Below are 16,218 nucleotides of genomic sequence, written 5' to 3' on the forward strand. Positions count from 1 at the left end.
GGGCTGCTTTAAATGAACGTCGTTGTTGTCGAATCGCCTGCCAAGGCAAAAACCATCAATAAATATCTTGGTTCGAACTATAAGGTTCTGGCCTCGTTCGGTCATGTGCGAGACTTGCCAGCTAAAGACGGCTCGGTTCGCCCCGATGAAGATTTTGCAATGTCGTGGGAGGTGGATAGCAATTCCTCCAAACGTCTTGCAGATATTGTCAAAGCGTTGAAAGACAGCGACGGCATCATTCTCGCAACCGATCCGGATCGCGAAGGTGAGGCCATTTCCTGGCATGTGCTCGAAGTACTGAACCAGAAGAAGGCGCTCAAAGGCAAGACGGTCAAGCGTGTGGCATTCAATGCCATTACCAAGAAAGCTGTTCTCGATGCCATTGCCAATCCACGCGATATTGATGAGCCTCTGGTTGACGCCTATCTGGCGCGCCGCGCACTGGACTATCTCGTCGGTTTCACGCTTTCGCCCGTGCTATGGCGCAAACTGCCGGGCGCGCGTTCGGCTGGCCGCGTTCAGTCAGTAGCGCTGCGTCTCGTCGCGGATCGCGAATCCGAGATCGAGCGCTTCATTCGGGAGGAGTACTGGAACATTGCCGCGCTGTTGAAGACACCGCGCAATGACAGTTTTACTGCCCGCCTGACGGCTGTTGACGGCAAGAAGCTCGGCAAGCTCGATATCAAGAATGGCGAACAGGCAACCGCCATTCGCACCATGCTTGAAGGCGCAAGCTTCAAGGCGCTGTCCGTTGAGGCAAAGCCGACCAAGCGCAATCCCGGACCGCCATTCACCACGTCAACCTTGCAGCAGGCGGCATCCGGCCAGCTCGGTTTCTCCGCATCGCGCACGATGCAGGTGGCGCAGCGGCTTTATGAAGGCGTCGATGTCGGTGGCGAAACTGCCGGCCTGATCACCTATATGCGTACCGACGGTGTGCAGATGGCGCCGGAAGCCATCAATGCGGCCCGCGATGCAATCGGCAAGAGCTTCGGCGCGAAATATGTGCCGGAAAAGCCTCGCTATTATTCCAGCAAGGCCAAGAACGCGCAGGAAGCGCACGAAGCCATCCGCCCGACGGATTTCTCCCGCCATCCGAAGGACGTGCGCCGCTATCTCGACGACGATCAGGCACGGCTTTATGAATTGATCTGGAAGCGCGCCATCGCAAGCCAGATGCAGGCCGCCGATATCGAGCGTACCACGGTCGACATCGAGGCGGTCAATGGCTCGCGTTCGGCCCTCCTGCGGGCCAATGGATCGGTCACCAGGTTCGATGGCTTTCTCGCTGCCTATATGGATCACCGCGAGGAAGAAGACGACGAGGAGGATAGCGCAAAGCTGCCGGAAATTCGTTCAGGCGAAGCCCTGGCACGCGAAAAGATCGATGCGACGCAGCATTCGACCGAGCCTCCCCCGCGCTATTCGGAAGCTTCGCTCATCAAGAAGATGGAAGAACTGGGCATCGGCCGTCCTTCGACCTATGCCGCCACGCTGGCCACGCTGCGTGACCGTGAATATATCACGATCGACAAGCGCAAGCTTATTCCAGAGCCCAAGGGGCGTCTGGTTACGGCCTTCCTCGAAAGCTTCTTCGAGCGTTATGTGGAATATGATTTCACGGCTGACCTTGAGGAAAAGCTCGATCTCATTTCCGACGGCAAGCTTTCGTGGAAAGATGTGCTGCGCGATTTCTGGCGCGATTTCTCCGGCTCCGTCGATGACATCAAGGAACTGCGCGTTACCAATGTTCTCGATGCGCTGAACGAAGAGCTGGCACCGCTGGTGTTTCCGGCGCGCGAAGACGGCAGTGACCCTCGCTCATGCCCGACCTGCGGCACGGGCACCCTGTCGTTGAAACTCGGTAAATACGGTGCTTTCGTCGGCTGTTCCAATTATCCGGAATGCAAATATACGCGCCAGCTCGGCGGTGACGCCAATGGCGAAGCCGCGGCTGCGGATGAACCGAAATCGCTCGGCAAAGATCCGTTCACCGGTGAGGAAATCACTGCACGGACAGGCCGTTTCGGCCCCTATGTCCAGCGCGGCGAAGGCAAGGAAGCCAAGCGCGCCAGCCTCCCGAAAGGCTGGACCGTCGATGCGCTCGATCATGAGAAAGCCGTTGCGCTTCTGTCGCTGCCGCGTGATATTGGTCAGCATCCTGAGACCGGCAAGATGATCTCCGCCGGGATTGGTCGCTATGGGCCCTATGTCAGCCACGATGGCACTTTCGCCAATCTGGAAAATGCCGAAGAGGTTTTCTCTGTCGGTCTTAACCGTGCGGTATCGGTTTTGGCCGACAAGCAATCGAAGGGTGGCGGTCGTGGCCGTTCTACTCCGGCAGCATTGGCGACGCTTGGCGACCATCCAGACGGCGGGTCAATCACTGTTCGCGACGGGCGCTATGGACCTTATGTCAATTGGGGTAAGGTCAACGCCACCTTGCCGAAGGGCAAGGACCCGGCGAGCGTTACGCTGGAAGAAGCACTGGCGCTGATTACGGAAAAAGCCGGCTCTTCCAAGAGCAAGAAAGCCCCTGCCCGCAAAGCTTCGGCCAGCACGGAAAAGAAAGCTGCTGCAAAGAAGCCTGCGGCCAAGAAAGCGCCAGCAAAAGCCAAGTCGACAGCCAAGCCGAAAGCCAAATCCAAGGCCGAGGCGGCAGAGGAGTAACAATTGGCACGCCGTTTTTCCAAATCCGATACCGGTCGTTCCGCGCGGACCGAACGGCGTGCAGCCAAAGCAAAATCCGCCGAGGGCAAGAGCGATCCCCACGCGTTTCTGCCGACCCGCGAAGAGGTTCTCAAATATATTGAGGAGAATCCCGACAGGGCGGGAAAGCGGGAACTGGCGAAAGCCTTCAACATCAAGGGCGATGCGCGGGTCTATCTGAAAGACCTTCTGCGCGAACTTTCTGACGAGGGCCTTGTTGAAAAACGCGCCCGCAGGCTATCTCGCCCCGGTGCGCTACCTGCCGTCACTGTGCTTGATATTACCGGACGCGACGAAGATGGCGGTTTGCTCGCACGCCCGTCGGAATGGGATGAAGCAGGTTATGGCAAGCCACCCGCCATCCTGATCCGCCGCACCCGGCTCAACAAAGCGTCTGAAGGCGGCCCGGCCGTCGGCGTTGGGGATCGCGTTCTAGCCAAAATATTCCGCAATGAAGATCGTGACGGGCCGGACTATACCGCGCGAGTGATGAAGCGTCTCGAGCACCGAACAAATGCGGTGCTCGGTATTGTGCGCAAGCTCGGCAATGGTGAATGGCGGCTTGACCCGGTAAACCGCAAGCAGCCGGAAGTGCAGCTCGATCCGGGCCATCTGGAAAATGCGGAAGCCGGTGATCTTGTTGAAGTCGACCTGATTTCCTCCCGGCGTCAGGGATTGCCGCGCGGCAAGGTTCGGCAGGTGGTAGGCTCGATCGACAGCGAAAAAGCCCTGTCGATGATTGCCATCCACGAGCATGAAATCCCGCATGTTTTCCCGGCTGAAGCGCTGAGCGAAGCAGAAGCTGCGACCGCAGCCACGATGGATGGCCGCGAAGACTGGCGCGATATTCCACTTCTCACCATCGATCCGGCGGATGCCAAGGATCATGATGATGCTGTTTACGCCGAGCCGGACCAGGACCCCGAGAATCCGGGAGGCCAGATCGTCATTGTGGCTATAGCGGACGTCGCCGCCTATGTCCGTCCCGATTCTGCGCTCGACCGCGAAGCCCAAAAACGCGGTAACTCGGTCTACTTCCCGGACCGCGTCGTGCCGATGCTGCCAGAGCGGATTTCAAACAATCTCTGTTCGCTTCGTGAACTGGAAGACCGCCCTGCCCTTGCGGTCCGTATGGTTTTTGCGGCCGACGGACGCAAGAAATCGCACAAATTTCACCGCATCATGATGAAATCGGCGGCGAAGCTGGCCTATTCGCAGGCGCAGGCCGCGATCGACGGTGCGCCGGATGACAAGACTTCGCCTATTCTCGACAGCATACTGAAACCGCTGTGGAACGCCTATGCCGTGCTGAAGCGGGGGCGTGACGCGCGCGAACCGCTGGAACTCGATCTGCCGGAAAAGAAAATCCTGCTCACGCCCGACGGCAAGGTCGACAAGGTCATCGTTCCCGAACGGCTCGATGCGCACAAGCTCATCGAAGAGTTCATGATTCAGGCGAACGTTGCCGCCGCTGAAACATTGGAAGCGCGCCGCCAGCCGCTTATTTTCCGCATTCACGACGCCCCAGCGCTTGCAAAGCAGGAAACCTTGCGTGAATTTCTGAGGACGCTGGACCTGAGCCTCGCCAAGGGAGCCGAGTTGCAGCCGGCGCAATTCAATCGGATTCTTGAGGCCGTCGAGGGCTCTGATCATCAGGAACTAGTCAACCAGGTGGTGTTGCGCACACAGAGCCAGGCAGAATATAACCCCGACAATATCGGGCATTTTGGCCTGCATTTGCGTCGCTATGCGCACTTCACCTCGCCGATCCGCCGCTACGCCGACCTTATCGTTCATCGCGCTCTGATCAAGGCCCTGAACCTCGGCAACGATGGCCTCACCGCCGATGAAGAAGCGCATCTGGAGGAAATCTCTGCGCTGATTTCCTCGACCGAGCGTCGCGCCATGCTGGCCGAACGCGAAACGGTGGATCGTCTTATCGCTCATTTCCTCGCCGCACATCTCGGTGATGAATATGAGGGACGCGTTACCGGGGTGACGAGAGCGGGCCTCTTCGTGAACCTTGCGACATATGGCGCAGACGGGCTGGTGCCCATTTCAACTTTGGGTCATGAATACTATCTATATGACGAAGCGAACCATGCGATTGCCGGTGAGCGGAGCGGCAAGGGCTTCCGTTTGGGCGATACAGTGACGGTTCGGCTTGTGGAAGCGCTCCCCGTGGCGGGTGCGCTTCGTTTTGAGATGGTTTCGGAACCGCATCCTCTGCCGATGGCGACCCGCTCGCATCACAAGGCAAGCCGGACGATGCGTGGACGAAGGGGTAAACCCGCGGGCATCCCGCGTCAGAAGAGAAGAGGTCGCTGATGAGCACGCTAGAGGCCAATTCCGCGCAGAATATACAGGTTTTCGGAGGGGAAAGCCCCAAGGCGGCCCACCCGAAACGCCCTTTGGGCGAAGCCATGTGGCGCGGATTTCGCGGACGTTGCCCGCATTGCGGTGAAGGAAAACTGTTCCGGGCCTTTGTGAAACCCGTGGCGCAATGTTCCGTGTGTGATGAAGACTACACAGAACAACGTGCTGACGATCTTCCTGCCTATCTGACCATCTTGATCGTAGGGCACGTGGTCGTGGGTGCCTTCATGGGCGTTGAAGCAACCACCAATCTTCCGCTTTGGGCTCATATGGCGATCTGGGGCCCCCTGACCGTGATCATGTCGCTGCTGCTTTTGCAGCCAATCAAAGGCGCAACCATCGGGCTGCAATGGGCGCTGTACATGCACGGTTTTGGAGGCAAGGGTGACGGCGAATATGGCGACGTGACCTAAACGTCACCGTGACCGCCATGGTTCAGCTTCCATCCTCGCCAATCAAAGCCGGAAAAGCTTTGCGGCCGCGTGACGCGGCATCGCTGCTGCTTGTCGACCGGTCGGGGGGCAAGCCGCGCATTCTCATGGGTCGACGCCACGCCAGCCTTGCCTTCATGCCGGGCAAATTCGTCTTTCCAGGCGGCCGGGCAGATCCGATAGATGGCGCTATCGGCGCGACAGCAGAACTGCACAACAATGATGTTGCCAAATTGCTTGCCGGCATGGGAGCCCGTGCGTCGCTGCGCCGCGCCCGGGCACTCGGCCTATGCGCCATCCGAGAGACTTTCGAGGAAACTGGCCTTCGCATAGGGCAAGCGGCATCGACACCGGTTACCTTGCCTGCACATAGCGACTGGTCGGCATTTTTCGACAATGGCATGATACCGGCGCTCAGCAGCCTGCGCTACTTTGCCCGCGCGGTTACGCCGCCAGACAATGTTCGCCGTTTCGATACCCGCTTTTTTATCGCCTTCCGCGATCATATACCGGAACTTGATGGACAACCGCTCGTTCCCAGTGGGGAACTGGAAGATCTGGACTGGGTTTCGATCGATCAAATCGACAGGTTCGATGTGGCCCATATCACCCAGGCAATCCTGAAAGAAGCGCGCGCGCTTCTGACAAATGCCGACTCTGAACTGCCCGCCACCTTGCCGGTGGTACAATATTGCAAGCGGCATGGCCGCTTTGTCCGCGAAGTGATCTGAACTCCATGAATCAAGAAATCCAATCCGCCGATCTTGTCCCGCAAGAACCAGGCGGCGGGCCGGCAGAGGGCCAGTTGCACTGGCGTTCGCTCGCTGCAGCCATCGCCACAATCAGCGCGGTTGGTGCAGCAATCGGCCTGGGCATTCCACTGTTGAGCGTTCTTCTGGAAAGCCGTGGCCATTCTGCTAGCCTGATTGGAGCCAATACCGCTGTTGCGGGCCTGGCCTCCATCGTTGCCGCCCCCCTTGCCGCGCCTATTGCCGCGCGGCTGGGTGTGGTCAAGGCGATTTTCCTTATGCTTGTCATTGGAAGCGGGGCATTTCTCGGCTTCCATTTCTTTCAGCCCCTCTGGGCTTGGTTTGCGCTGCGCATCGTTCTGCATTTCGCGCTGACCGTCCTTTTCGTTCTGTCGGAATACTGGATCAACGCATCGGCGCCGCCTGAAAAACGTGGCCTGGTACTCGGCATCTACTCCACATCGCTTTCGCTGGGCTTTGCGCTCGGACCGTGGCTGTTCTCGAAGATCGGCAGTACGGGAGGACTGCCTTTCTATGTCGGCTTCGCCATCATCATGATCGCCCTCATACCGGTTGCGATCGCTTGGCGTGACAGCCCCGATTTCGAGGAAGGTGAACACGTCCCGTTTCTGCCCTTCATTTTTGCCGTACCGACAGCGACCATGGCCGTCTTCGTGTTCGGCGCTGTTGAAACCGGTGGCTTCGCCCTCTTTCCAGTCTTCGGCGCGCGTATAGGTTATCCTGAGGCCGATGCGGCCCTGCTGCTTACGATGATCGGGCTTGGCAATGTTCTGATGCAGATTCCGCTTGGCATTGTCAGCGACCGCATTTCAGACCGCCGCAAGCTTCTGCTTTTCTGCGCCACCACCGGCCTCATCGGCATGATCGCACTGCCCTATCTCATGCAGCACTGGTATCTCATGGCGGGTATCCTGTTCCTTTGGGGCGGCGTGGTGGCGGGCCTCTATACGATCGGCCTCGCGCATCTGGGTTCCGAACTGACGGGGCGGGAACTGGCGTCCGCCAATGCCGCCTTCGTGTTCTGCTATGCCATCGGCATGCTTGCCGGACCGCAGGCCGTCGGCGTTGGCATGGACATGATGGGCCCGAAGGGATTCCCGATGACTCTCGGTGTGTTTTTTGCCGCATATGCACTCTTTGCAGCAGGAAGGCTGCTTTTGCGGAAGAAGCGGGCTTGACTTTTCGCCGCCAATACGTAGTGTCGCGCCAAATTTCCGCTGCCGGATGAGATTACCGGAATCGCTGGAGGTTTCCATCCATTGAGCATGATCCCGAGAATTGGGAACCGGTTTTCGGCAAGATCATGCTCCGGCAAAGATACAGAGCAGGTAATTCGATATGGCCAAGGCTACGACGATCAAGATCAAGCTTTTGTCGACCGCTGACACCGGCTTCTTCTACGTAACGAAGAAGAACAGCCGCACGATGACGGAAAAGATGACAAAGACCAAGTACGACCCGATTGCGCGCAAGCACGTCGAGTTCAAGGAAACGAAGATCAAGTAATTCGTTTCAGGTCGTCATCGACAAGACGATTGAAATAGAAAGCCGTCTCCTTCGAGGCGGCTTTTTCGTTTTCTGCCCATGTTCAACTTTCAGGCAGCCGAGGAGACGATGCGATTTCGTCCTCCCTTTTTCGCCTGATAGAGCGCCGCATCAGTTCGCGAGAAAAGGGCTTCGGCGCTGTCCCCTATCAGCCTCAATCCGGCGATGCCCATGCTAACGGTCAAATTGACCTTGTGCTTGCCGTTGGCGACAGAAAAAGGCGCCTCCGATACGGCCGTCCGGATTCGCTCCGCGACGGCTCTTGCGGCCTCCACATCGCTGTCTGGAAGCACCACGACGAACTCCTCTCCGCCGTAGCGGCATAGAAGATCCATGCCGCGAATATTCTTGCGCAGGCGTGCCGCAAACTCGCGAAGGACATCGTCGCCCGCATCGTGCCCAAACTGGTCGTTGATCCGTTTGAAGTGATCGAAGTCGAGCATGATGACGGACAATGGCCGCTCGCGCCCCATGGCGCGTGTAAGCAGGACCGGCATATGCGTATCCAGATAGCGGCGATTATGCAGCCCCGTCAGGCTGTCCGTCACTGCCATGGTAATCGTGCGATTGAGGCTTTGCCGCAAGAGATCGTTATAGCACTTCCGTTTTATCTGCGTTCGCAAGCGTGCGAATAGCTCCAGCTTCTCAAGCGGACGCATGAGATAGTCGTTTACGCCCAGTTCCAGTGCGCGCACCACCAGCGCCCCTTCATCTTCCCGCACGACAAGAATGATCGGCACCAGCCGTGTGCGCTCGATAGTTCGCAACTGGGAGCATAGACGCAGCGGGTCATAGTAAGTGAAATTGGCTGAAACGACGATGCTGTCGTAATCGGTATCTATCGCCCGGATCAGGGCTGTGTTCGCATCGCTGGCCACGTCCACGCGATAAGTCTCTCCAAGAATGAGACGAAGGCGCGCGGCCGCCAGTTCATCCTCATCGACGATGAGAATGCGAGCCACCTCATCCTTATCGGCATAATTCCCGCCCATCTTGCTTGCCAGCAGCGTCTCCACCTCTGCGTCCGCTACGGTGCCCGTTCGCTGGAAGAGCTCGTCAGAGACGAGTTTCAGCCGCGCCAGGCTCTTTACGCGCGACATAAGCTGAAGATCGCTGACGGGCTTGAACAGAAAGTCGTCGGCACCAGCTTCGAGACCGCGGATCTTGTCCTCCGCACCATCAAGCGACGTTACGATGACAACAGGGATGTTGGATGTGCGGGGATCGTCCTTCAAACGACGGCAGACTTCAAAACCGTCCATGTCCGGCATTAATATGTCGAGCAGGACGACATCAATCTGTCCGCCCAGACAAATCTCTATGGCCTCCGGCCCGCTGTGGGCCGTAACGACCTCGTAATATTCGGAGAGCAGCCTGGCTTCGAGGAGCTTTACATTGGAATCCACATCGTCAACGACGAGAATTCTTGCAGTCATGATGCCCCCGCCCTGATTTCCGCTAAGCGTCGCCCATATAGGATTTGATTGTTTCTATAAAGCGGGGCACCGAAATCGGCTTGGATATATAGGCTTCGCAGCCGCCCTGCCGTATACGCTCCTCGTCGCCTTTCATGGCAAATGCCGTTACGGCGATCACCGGAATATGCCGCAACTCATCATCGTCCTTCAGCCATTTCGTGACTTCCAGCCCCGATACCTCCGGAAGCTGTATGTCCATCAGAATCAGGTCGGGTCGATGCTCTCGCGCAAGGTCCAGCGCCTCAAGCCCGTTTCTCGTACGGATGGTCTCGTATCCGCTGGCTTCGATTAGATCGCGAAACAACTTCATATTGAGTTCGTTGTCTTCGACAATCATTACGCTTTTCGGCATCGAATATTCCTTGGTCTTATTCCCTGCAGCAAACCGGCATTTTCTCGATCTTCTTATCTGACAATGGACCGAAATAGACCACTAGAAAGTTCTCCACTTTCAGACCACGATCAGTTTAACCTCATTTCATTGATGAAAGGCAAATAATTCCATTGTTCCTCGACGGAGCGGCAGCTACACATTCGGCCAGACAACGAAAAAAGCGGAGAAACCACATGAAAACGCTGATGAGTCAGGCGGATGCGGAAGCGATCGCTATTGAAGCTTTAGCGTGGCTGGCGCAAGACAAGGACCTGCTGCCTCGCTTTCTCGCCCTGACCGGCATCGAAGCGACGTCCATCCGGCAGGCCGCGCTTGAGCCCGGCTTTCTCGCGGGAGTACTGCAATTTTTCCTGTCTCATGAACCGACACTGTTGCGCTACTGCGAGGAAGCAGGACGAGATCCGGCAACAATAGACAAAGCCCTCACGCACCTGCCTGGCGGTCTGAACCAGCACCTCTAGGAGTGTGCTCAACCACCGCATGACAAAGCCCGGCAAAGCCGGGCTTTCTTATTGATCATTCAGCAGCAGGAGTTGCTGTAGCAACCTCGACTTCATTCGAAACCGACAACACGTTCAATTCGTGCTGCTTGCCATCGCGCGCCGTCCAGGAGATTGACTGGCCCGGTGCAAGGCCAATCAACGCGGTGCCGATTGGCGTGAGTATGGAAATCTTTCCCTGCGCAATGTCCGCTTCGCCAGGATATACGAGCGTCACCCGGCGCTGCTGTCCGTCATTGGAGCGAAACTCGACAGTAGAGCCCATGTGGATCACATCCTGCGGCAAGCGCTTTGCAGGCACGACTTTTGCACGGTCGAGCTCGGCCATCAGTTCCTCGGCAATCTCCTCGAGACGTTCCGAAACATTGGTGGCCAACCCCATCAGGCGTTCATAGTCGATTTCGCTGACGACGATATTGGGCTTCTTGCGATTCTTTCCGCTCATGGCGAGTGCTCACTGCTGTTGAAAGGTAATAAATCTCCGTGCTGTTATGCACGAAGCTGTTCAGATTGATTTTGGAGAAAGCGCTTATTCGAAATCCGCTTTGGACAAGCGGCGTACCGTCCCCCGGAGTTCCCCTGCGCTAGGCAGAACTCGAGGGTAGCTATCCCGTGATCGGATGAACCCGATGGAGTATGGATGCAAAACGGTTGTTCATGGCACTAAACTTGGTGATATTCCCGGCAATGTCAAGTGTAAGAACCTGCAGGACCTATATGCCGTTGGCGCTTCAGCCTTTCGATGCTATAAAAGGATGTTCCTTTTATGTTCATCAGACGGTTCGTCCTCATGGCTGACACCACTGCCCCTAACAGTCCGGAAAAAGGTGTATGCCGCGATTGCCTTGCGCCGCAAAAGACGGATACAGGCAGGCGTTGCCATGCATGCGGCAGTCCGCGTCTTCTTCGCCATCGCGAGCTTTACAGGCTCTCCCTCGCCCATATTGATTGCGATGCATTTTACGCCTCGGTCGAAAAGCGCGACAATCCGGAGTTACGGGACAAACCCCTCATCATCGGCGGGGGGAAGCGCGGCGTCGTATCGACTGCCTGCTATCTCGCCCGTATTCATGGTGTGCGGTCCGCCATGCCCATGTTCAAGGCGTTGGAAGCCTGTCCGGACGCAGTTGTCATCAAACCCAATATGGAAAAATACGTGCGCGTCGGTCGCGACGTACGGCAGATGATGCGTGACCTGACGCCCCTCGTCGAGCCACTCTCTATCGATGAGGCATTCCTGGATTTGAGCGGCACCGAGCGACTGCACAAAGCGCCGCCCGCAATCGTTCTGGCGCGCTTTGCCAAAAGGGTTGAGGACGAAATAGGCATCTCCGCCTCAATAGGACTTTCCTACTGCAAATTTCTGGCCAAGGTTGCATCAGACATCGAAAAGCCCCGCGGTTTTTCTGTTATCGGCGAAGCGGAGGCATTAACCTTTCTGCGGGACCGATCGGTCAGCACGATCTGGGGCGTCGGCAAGGCCTTTGCAGCCAAACTGGAAAGTGACGGAATCCGATCCATTGGCCAACTCCAGACGATGGAGGAAGGAACGCTCATGAAAGCCTATGGCACCATGGGCCAGCGTCTGTACCGACTGTCGCGAGGACAGGATAGCCGCAAGGTCGAGCCTGATCACGACATGAAAAGCGTCTCGGCCGAGACGACCTTCAACAACGACCTGTCGGACGCAAATGATCTCGTTCCGGTGCTTCGCGCACTTGCCGAAAAAGTATCCCGGCGACTAAAAGCTGGTGACATAGCCGGACGCACCGTCGTCCTGAAGCTGAAAACCCGCGATTTCAAATTGCGTACCCGCAATCGCCAGCTTTCCGACCCCACCCAACTTGCAGATAGAATCTTTCGCCATGGATTGCAGCTTCTTGAAAAAGAGCTGGATGGAACGAAATTTCGTCTGCTTGGAATTGGCGTTAGCGAACTTTCTTCAAGCGACCGGGCCGATCCGCCCGATCTTGTGGACACACAGGCCACCAAACGCGCCGTCGCCGAGAATGCCATCGACCGGTTGAGGAACAAGTTCGGGGTGAGTGTTGTCGAAACAGGCTATACTTTCTCCAAGGGTAATCTGGCCCGCCCGCAAATGCCACCAGACAGAGATGAACAGCCTTGAGTTTTCTCGTCGTGGAAACCCATGGAGAAATTTTCTACATTTGCCTCTAACGGCTTGACGAGACCGGTCTGTATCAATATTGGAACGGACCAAGGCAATGCCAAGTGATTTGGCAACGGCTTTACGGAAGGCCTCGTGGCGGAGTGGTTACGCAGAGGACTGCAAATCCTTGCACCCCGGTTCGATTCCGGGCGAGGCCTCCAAATTTTCTCAAATAAAATCAATAATTTGTCTAGATTGCTATTGATATCGGAGCAGATAGCCTTATTGCGCCATTCTGCAAATTGATTCCCTTGAATTACAAGGGTTTACAAAAAGGTCTGGCAAATCCACCCAACACATCTGATTCCGTTTGTTATGATAAACAAGCAAGGTAGCGGAACGCCAGCCCGATAAACTCACAGGCATGCTCTGTGAGCCGCCCGTCTCAAACATCTCCCCGATTGTTCGTGGCGTTACGCCGGAGAGAGCTTTATAGCCCGGCGCAGTTTGGCTCGTAGATATCAAGCCTTTCGATAACGATTCCATTGATTGCTGGCACTAGAAGGACCTCGCGACCACAATGCGTCGGCACCCCGATACGAGCGTTGACGGTTACATAGCGTCGGATTCGGATCGGTGCCGGAAAATTCGCTTTTTCCGGCACCGATATCCAGCTCTTTTCAAATTCGCTACGGCTTAGTGACATCTGACAGTCACCTCCATTGCTAGACGGCTCACTTCACAGTGACGTGGGAAAGCCGACCGTTTTCAAACTGAAAAGTCGCGGTGCACGCAGGGCCAAAACCAGCTCCTGTCCATGGCGAGATATTGAGAACATAGTCGCTGTCTTCGCCATTATATCCCTTTTCAAAGGCAACAGGAACCGAGTCGATGGTCCCAAATGATCGAATGACCTGGCATCCGCTTCCTTCTTCAAGCCAGTTGTCGGGCCCCTTGGCATTTACGACTTGTCCGTTCTCTATCCTGAAATATACGCCCGGCTGATAGCAGGACAGCGATCCGGCCGTGCCGTTCACAACGTAAAAATTCGTACCCGGCAAATGATTCATATCCTGTATTGTATCGGTGTTGCCTATTATCTGTTCGACCAATTCGCTCGGTAACGAGACAGGTGGCGTCCCGGCTTTAGCCCATTCCACCAGTTTTTCCGGCGTAACATCCTCGACAGTCGTCGTGGCTCCGGTAATGCCGGTGGACGCCGTCGCGACCAACTGGGCGAGAACATCCGGGGTCTTGGTGCTGACTTTGCCGTTGCGATGCAGGTTTCGATACTGCATTTCAACGGTTTGGCATAGTCGTGTCAGATCCTGCGCCAGCCCCAGATTAGTGGCTGAAAGCAGACCGGCAACACCGATCACCCAAAAAAGAATCTTCATCTCAATCTTTACTCCCTGTCGGCGCTTCCCCGTTGAACAGCCTTTCATACATTTTTTTGTCATTCCGTTCTCAAACTCATTTGGTATTTCAAGTTTCGTTCGATTTCCCAAGATTTTTTTATGCAGCGCGGACCTGCGAGCCCCAGTGTCAAACCCCGCCATTCCTAGCCAACCAAACCGCTCAGCGAAACCCTCAGTCGTCACCCAAACCTGCGGTTGATTGAAATCAACTTCATCGCTGGCTTCTTATGGTAGAGTGGCATCTCTTTATCATAATGGAACTCAACGTGGCCCATCCCCTTCTCATCGATAAAGTAGCCACAGCAATTGAACAATGTGGCTGGGAAACTGTCGACATTCTGCAAATGAATAACGTGATGGCGAGAGCAACCATCGCCGCCATTTACGACGTTCTTGTTGATCACGCTCAACAATCAAACAGAGAAGACGTTATCGAGTGGCTTATCGCCAGTCCAATCGGAAATAAGAACTCGCAACGATAAGCGAGATTAATACAAGACTTTTAAATCCTCCGCCGGGCCTCTGCTGGTGACAAGAAGCCTGTGGCAGAGTTATCCGACCGCTGTCAGATCGAGTACTTTCCCAGTATACGACACCGTGAGGGTCATTTACGGCCGCGCTGCTGTTCAACACACTTCCTTGCGTCCTGCCCCGGAACACACTGATCCTTTTTGGAGTTCAGAAGTCGATCCTGTTTCTGCGATTCGGACGCTTTAGGTACGTCAACGCTGTCAGGATCAGACGGCGGCCGTCCCGGTGCCGGCGGCGGGTTGCCCGGCACTTCGGGTTCCTGTGTGCCTGACTGTGTCGGCATCCCCGATTCCTGGGCGAAAGACACACTCGAAAAGCTTAACAGTAGCGCCATAAGGACTGAAAGTTTCATTTTTTCACTCCGACAGTTGGACCAATAGTAGGTTCAACGAAATTCGGAGTGACAATGTTCCTCACCTGAAGCGGTTGGACGCTCGCTACCACTATGTCTAGAAAGTCAAAGGAACGCCAAGTTCCTTTTCACACAGGGTCAAATCCTCGGAAAATTTCGTCAGCAAAGGATCGTAGTCTGGTTCATCAGTGCTGTCGCTTTTAACGTACTCGGATATTGTCTGCGAAACCTTCATGAGGGAGCCAGCAGCGACGTCACAACTTACGAATGCCTTATACTCAGCGGAGCTTGCATCCGCGTCTGCGGCTTGTCGCCAGTCAGACTGAGCACGTGCGACGGGAGTCGTCACCTTTTCTTCCATCGCGACGCCCAGCTCCCTGGATCGCCCATCGGAACTCTCGCCCAGTTCGATATAAGTCATCATCCCCGAAACGACGGCTTTATGAAGCGTCAACGCATCTTCTTTCGCACCAGCAAAAGCCGGAGATACGGAAACCAAGGCTAAATTCATAACAATAAAACTGGATGCCAAACGCATAAATCACTCCCGAACAATGTAGCGCTCGAACTTATACTGATGAGCGGAACCAAGCGCAAATCGGCCGCCTGCTCAGGCATTTTTAGTGGGACGCGCATACTGGTTATCGAAACAGATAACAGCTTAGCTATGGGCAACCTTATAGCGCAAGGCTGACATGTCAGGTTTATGACGTGCCGCTCAATCTTCCTTAACAGAGTCGTTTGAGCATACGAGTGAGATGGCTTCAGCGAAGCTCAAGGCCTTATGATTATGGATTTATAGAATTATCGAGCGCGAAGTGGCTCCCCGGGCCGGATTCGAACCAGCGACCAACCGGTTAACAGCCGGTTGCTCTACCGCTGAGCTACCGGGGAACAGGTGCTCGTTGCGTCAGCGAGGTGGCGTATAGCAAAAGGATTTCGCCTTTGCAAAGGGCTAAATCCATTTTTTTTCATCTTTTTGCATTCTGCCCTCGAAACCCTATATTCTCTGGGAGATTTTCCGCCTGTGAATTGTAACATATCAGCCTGAGAGACGACCCAGTGAGTGATCAGTACGCCGAAATGCCCCGAAAAAAAGCCATTGTGATTCTTGGTCGGCGAATCCCCATGCCGCAATCTGTCATGATGCGTCGTATGCTTGGCGGCTCACTCGTAGTGGGCGGGTCTCTGGGGTTTCTTCCGATTCTAGGCTTCTGGATGCTTCCCCTCGGACTTATCGTTCTGTCGCACGATTCTCATCGCGTCCGCCGCTGGCGCCGCCGAAGTGAAATTCACATCTGGCGCAAATGGTTGAAGCGGAAGCCAACCGACACGCCAACTGCTCGATGAGTCGGCAACCGGACGAAACAAGCACCGACGGGGCAGCACCTGGGAATTGAATTCCGATCTATCTGCGCAGCTCACCCGGGGTGAGCTGCCGATATTTCCGCAAAGCTGTGGTTAGGTGGCTCTGGCTGGAAAAGCTCAAATGGCGCGCAATATCTCTTATCGACATAGATGTCTTTTTGGAGTGCCCCCCATTTCGCCGGACAAATCAGCTATTGAGACAATGCTTTGATGAACTCCCTTGGGGAGGCCATTTT

General features: G+C 55.7%; 15 protein-coding genes, 2 tRNA genes and 1 pseudogene. 11 read left to right on the forward strand and 7 right to left on the reverse strand.

The features are described from left to right. The first annotated feature begins 12 nt into the window (after positions 1–12). From topA to rpmG, 6 genes are all read left to right on the forward strand, one after another. Positions 13–2,670, forward strand: coding sequence for a type I DNA topoisomerase (gene topA / locus JNC63_RS19400; RefSeq protein ID WP_063621057.1), 2,658 nt, complete (start codon positions 13–15; stop codon positions 2,668–2,670). A gap of 3 nt (positions 2,671–2,673) precedes the next feature. Further along, on the forward strand, positions 2,674–5,037 hold the full coding sequence (gene rnr / locus JNC63_RS19405) for a ribonuclease R (protein ID WP_006468940.1): 2,364 nt from the start codon (positions 2,674–2,676) through the stop codon (positions 5,035–5,037). Next, positions 5,037–5,498, forward strand: a complete 462-nt coding sequence (locus JNC63_RS19410) for a DUF983 domain-containing protein (protein ID WP_006468941.1) — start codon at positions 5,037–5,039, stop codon at positions 5,496–5,498. Before rnr ends, JNC63_RS19410 begins: the two co-directional genes overlap by 1 nt. Positions 5,499–5,515: 17 nt before the next feature. After that, on the forward strand, positions 5,516–6,247 hold the full coding sequence (locus tag JNC63_RS19415) for an NUDIX hydrolase (RefSeq protein ID WP_021587248.1): 732 nt from the start codon (positions 5,516–5,518) through the stop codon (positions 6,245–6,247). A gap of 74 nt (positions 6,248–6,321) precedes the next feature. Beyond that, complete coding sequence (locus JNC63_RS19420) at positions 6,322–7,464, forward strand: MFS transporter (RefSeq protein WP_006471394.1); 1,143 nt, start codon at positions 6,322–6,324, stop codon at positions 7,462–7,464. Between the two features lie 160 nt (positions 7,465–7,624). Continuing rightward, the gene (gene rpmG / locus JNC63_RS19425; protein ID WP_002966024.1) at positions 7,625–7,792 is read left to right on the forward strand and encodes a 50S ribosomal protein L33; all 168 of its coding nucleotides are present in this window, start codon (positions 7,625–7,627) and stop codon (positions 7,790–7,792) included. A gap of 89 nt (positions 7,793–7,881) precedes the next feature. Here rpmG and JNC63_RS19430 read toward each other — a convergent pair whose 3' ends face one another. Both JNC63_RS19430 and JNC63_RS19435 read right to left on the reverse strand, forming a co-directional pair. Continuing rightward, entirely contained in the window at positions 7,882–9,267 is a 1,386-nt protein-coding gene (locus tag JNC63_RS19430; protein ID WP_006468944.1) for a PleD family two-component system response regulator, read from the reverse strand. 22 nt (positions 9,268–9,289) lie between these two features. Next, a complete protein-coding gene (locus tag JNC63_RS19435; RefSeq protein ID WP_006468945.1) occupies positions 9,290–9,661 on the reverse strand; it encodes a response regulator in 372 nt (123 codons plus the stop codon). Between the two features lie 215 nt (positions 9,662–9,876). Here JNC63_RS19435 and JNC63_RS19440 point away from each other — a divergent pair, with 215 nt between their 5' ends. After that, positions 9,877–10,164 carry a DUF3572 domain-containing protein gene (locus JNC63_RS19440; protein WP_006471395.1) on the forward strand — a complete coding sequence of 96 codons (288 nt, stop codon included), beginning with the start codon at positions 9,877–9,879 and terminating at the stop codon, positions 10,162–10,164. Between the two features lie 55 nt (positions 10,165–10,219). On the opposite strand, the gene rnk is transcribed toward JNC63_RS19440, so the two are convergent. Continuing rightward, a complete protein-coding gene (gene rnk / locus JNC63_RS19445) occupies positions 10,220–10,648 on the reverse strand; it encodes a nucleoside diphosphate kinase regulator (RefSeq protein WP_021587251.1) in 429 nt (142 codons plus the stop codon). 345 nt (positions 10,649–10,993) lie between these two features. Between rnk and JNC63_RS19450 the strand changes: the two genes are divergently transcribed. Then, positions 10,994–12,331: a DNA polymerase IV gene (locus JNC63_RS19450; RefSeq protein ID WP_031346955.1), complete on the forward strand. Its 1,338-nt coding sequence runs from the start codon at positions 10,994–10,996 to the stop codon at positions 12,329–12,331. Positions 12,332–12,460: 129 nt separating this feature from the next. Then, a tRNA-Cys gene (locus tag JNC63_RS19455) sits at positions 12,461–12,534 on the forward strand. A gap of 513 nt (positions 12,535–13,047) precedes the next feature. On the opposite strand, the gene JNC63_RS19460 is transcribed toward JNC63_RS19455, so the two are convergent. Further along, complete coding sequence (locus tag JNC63_RS19460; RefSeq protein ID WP_006471397.1) at positions 13,048–13,710, reverse strand: hypothetical protein; 663 nt, start codon at positions 13,708–13,710, stop codon at positions 13,048–13,050. Between the two features lie 287 nt (positions 13,711–13,997). On the opposite strand from JNC63_RS19460, the gene JNC63_RS19465 reads away from it, so the two are divergent. After that, on the forward strand, positions 13,998–14,213 hold the full coding sequence (locus JNC63_RS19465; protein WP_128005852.1) for a hypothetical protein: 216 nt from the start codon (positions 13,998–14,000) through the stop codon (positions 14,211–14,213). Between the two features lie 498 nt (positions 14,214–14,711). Here JNC63_RS19465 and JNC63_RS19470 read toward each other — a convergent pair whose 3' ends face one another. Together JNC63_RS19470 and JNC63_RS19475 are read right to left on the reverse strand one after the other, a co-directional pair. Further along, a complete protein-coding gene (locus JNC63_RS19470) occupies positions 14,712–15,152 on the reverse strand; it encodes a hypothetical protein (protein ID WP_006468951.1) in 441 nt (146 codons plus the stop codon). 281 nt (positions 15,153–15,433) lie between these two features. Next, positions 15,434–15,508: transfer RNA gene (locus JNC63_RS19475), tRNA-Asn, on the reverse strand. Positions 15,509–15,697: 189 nt separating this feature from the next. On the opposite strand from JNC63_RS19475, the gene JNC63_RS19480 reads away from it, so the two are divergent. Continuing rightward, positions 15,698–15,964 carry a hypothetical protein gene (locus JNC63_RS19480; RefSeq protein ID WP_152849512.1) on the forward strand — a complete coding sequence of 89 codons (267 nt, stop codon included), beginning with the start codon at positions 15,698–15,700 and terminating at the stop codon, positions 15,962–15,964. A 58-nt stretch (positions 15,965–16,022) separates the two neighbouring features. On the opposite strand, the pseudogene JNC63_RS19485 reads toward JNC63_RS19480, so the two are convergent. Next, a pseudogene (locus tag JNC63_RS19485) lies at positions 16,023–16,142 on the reverse strand (AraC family transcriptional regulator); the annotation flags it as partial. Positions 16,143–16,218 lie beyond the last annotated feature (76 nt).

This window comes from Brucella ciceri, from assembly GCF_041930145.1.
Classification (GTDB): Bacteria; Pseudomonadota; Alphaproteobacteria; order Rhizobiales; family Rhizobiaceae; genus Brucella; species Brucella intermedia.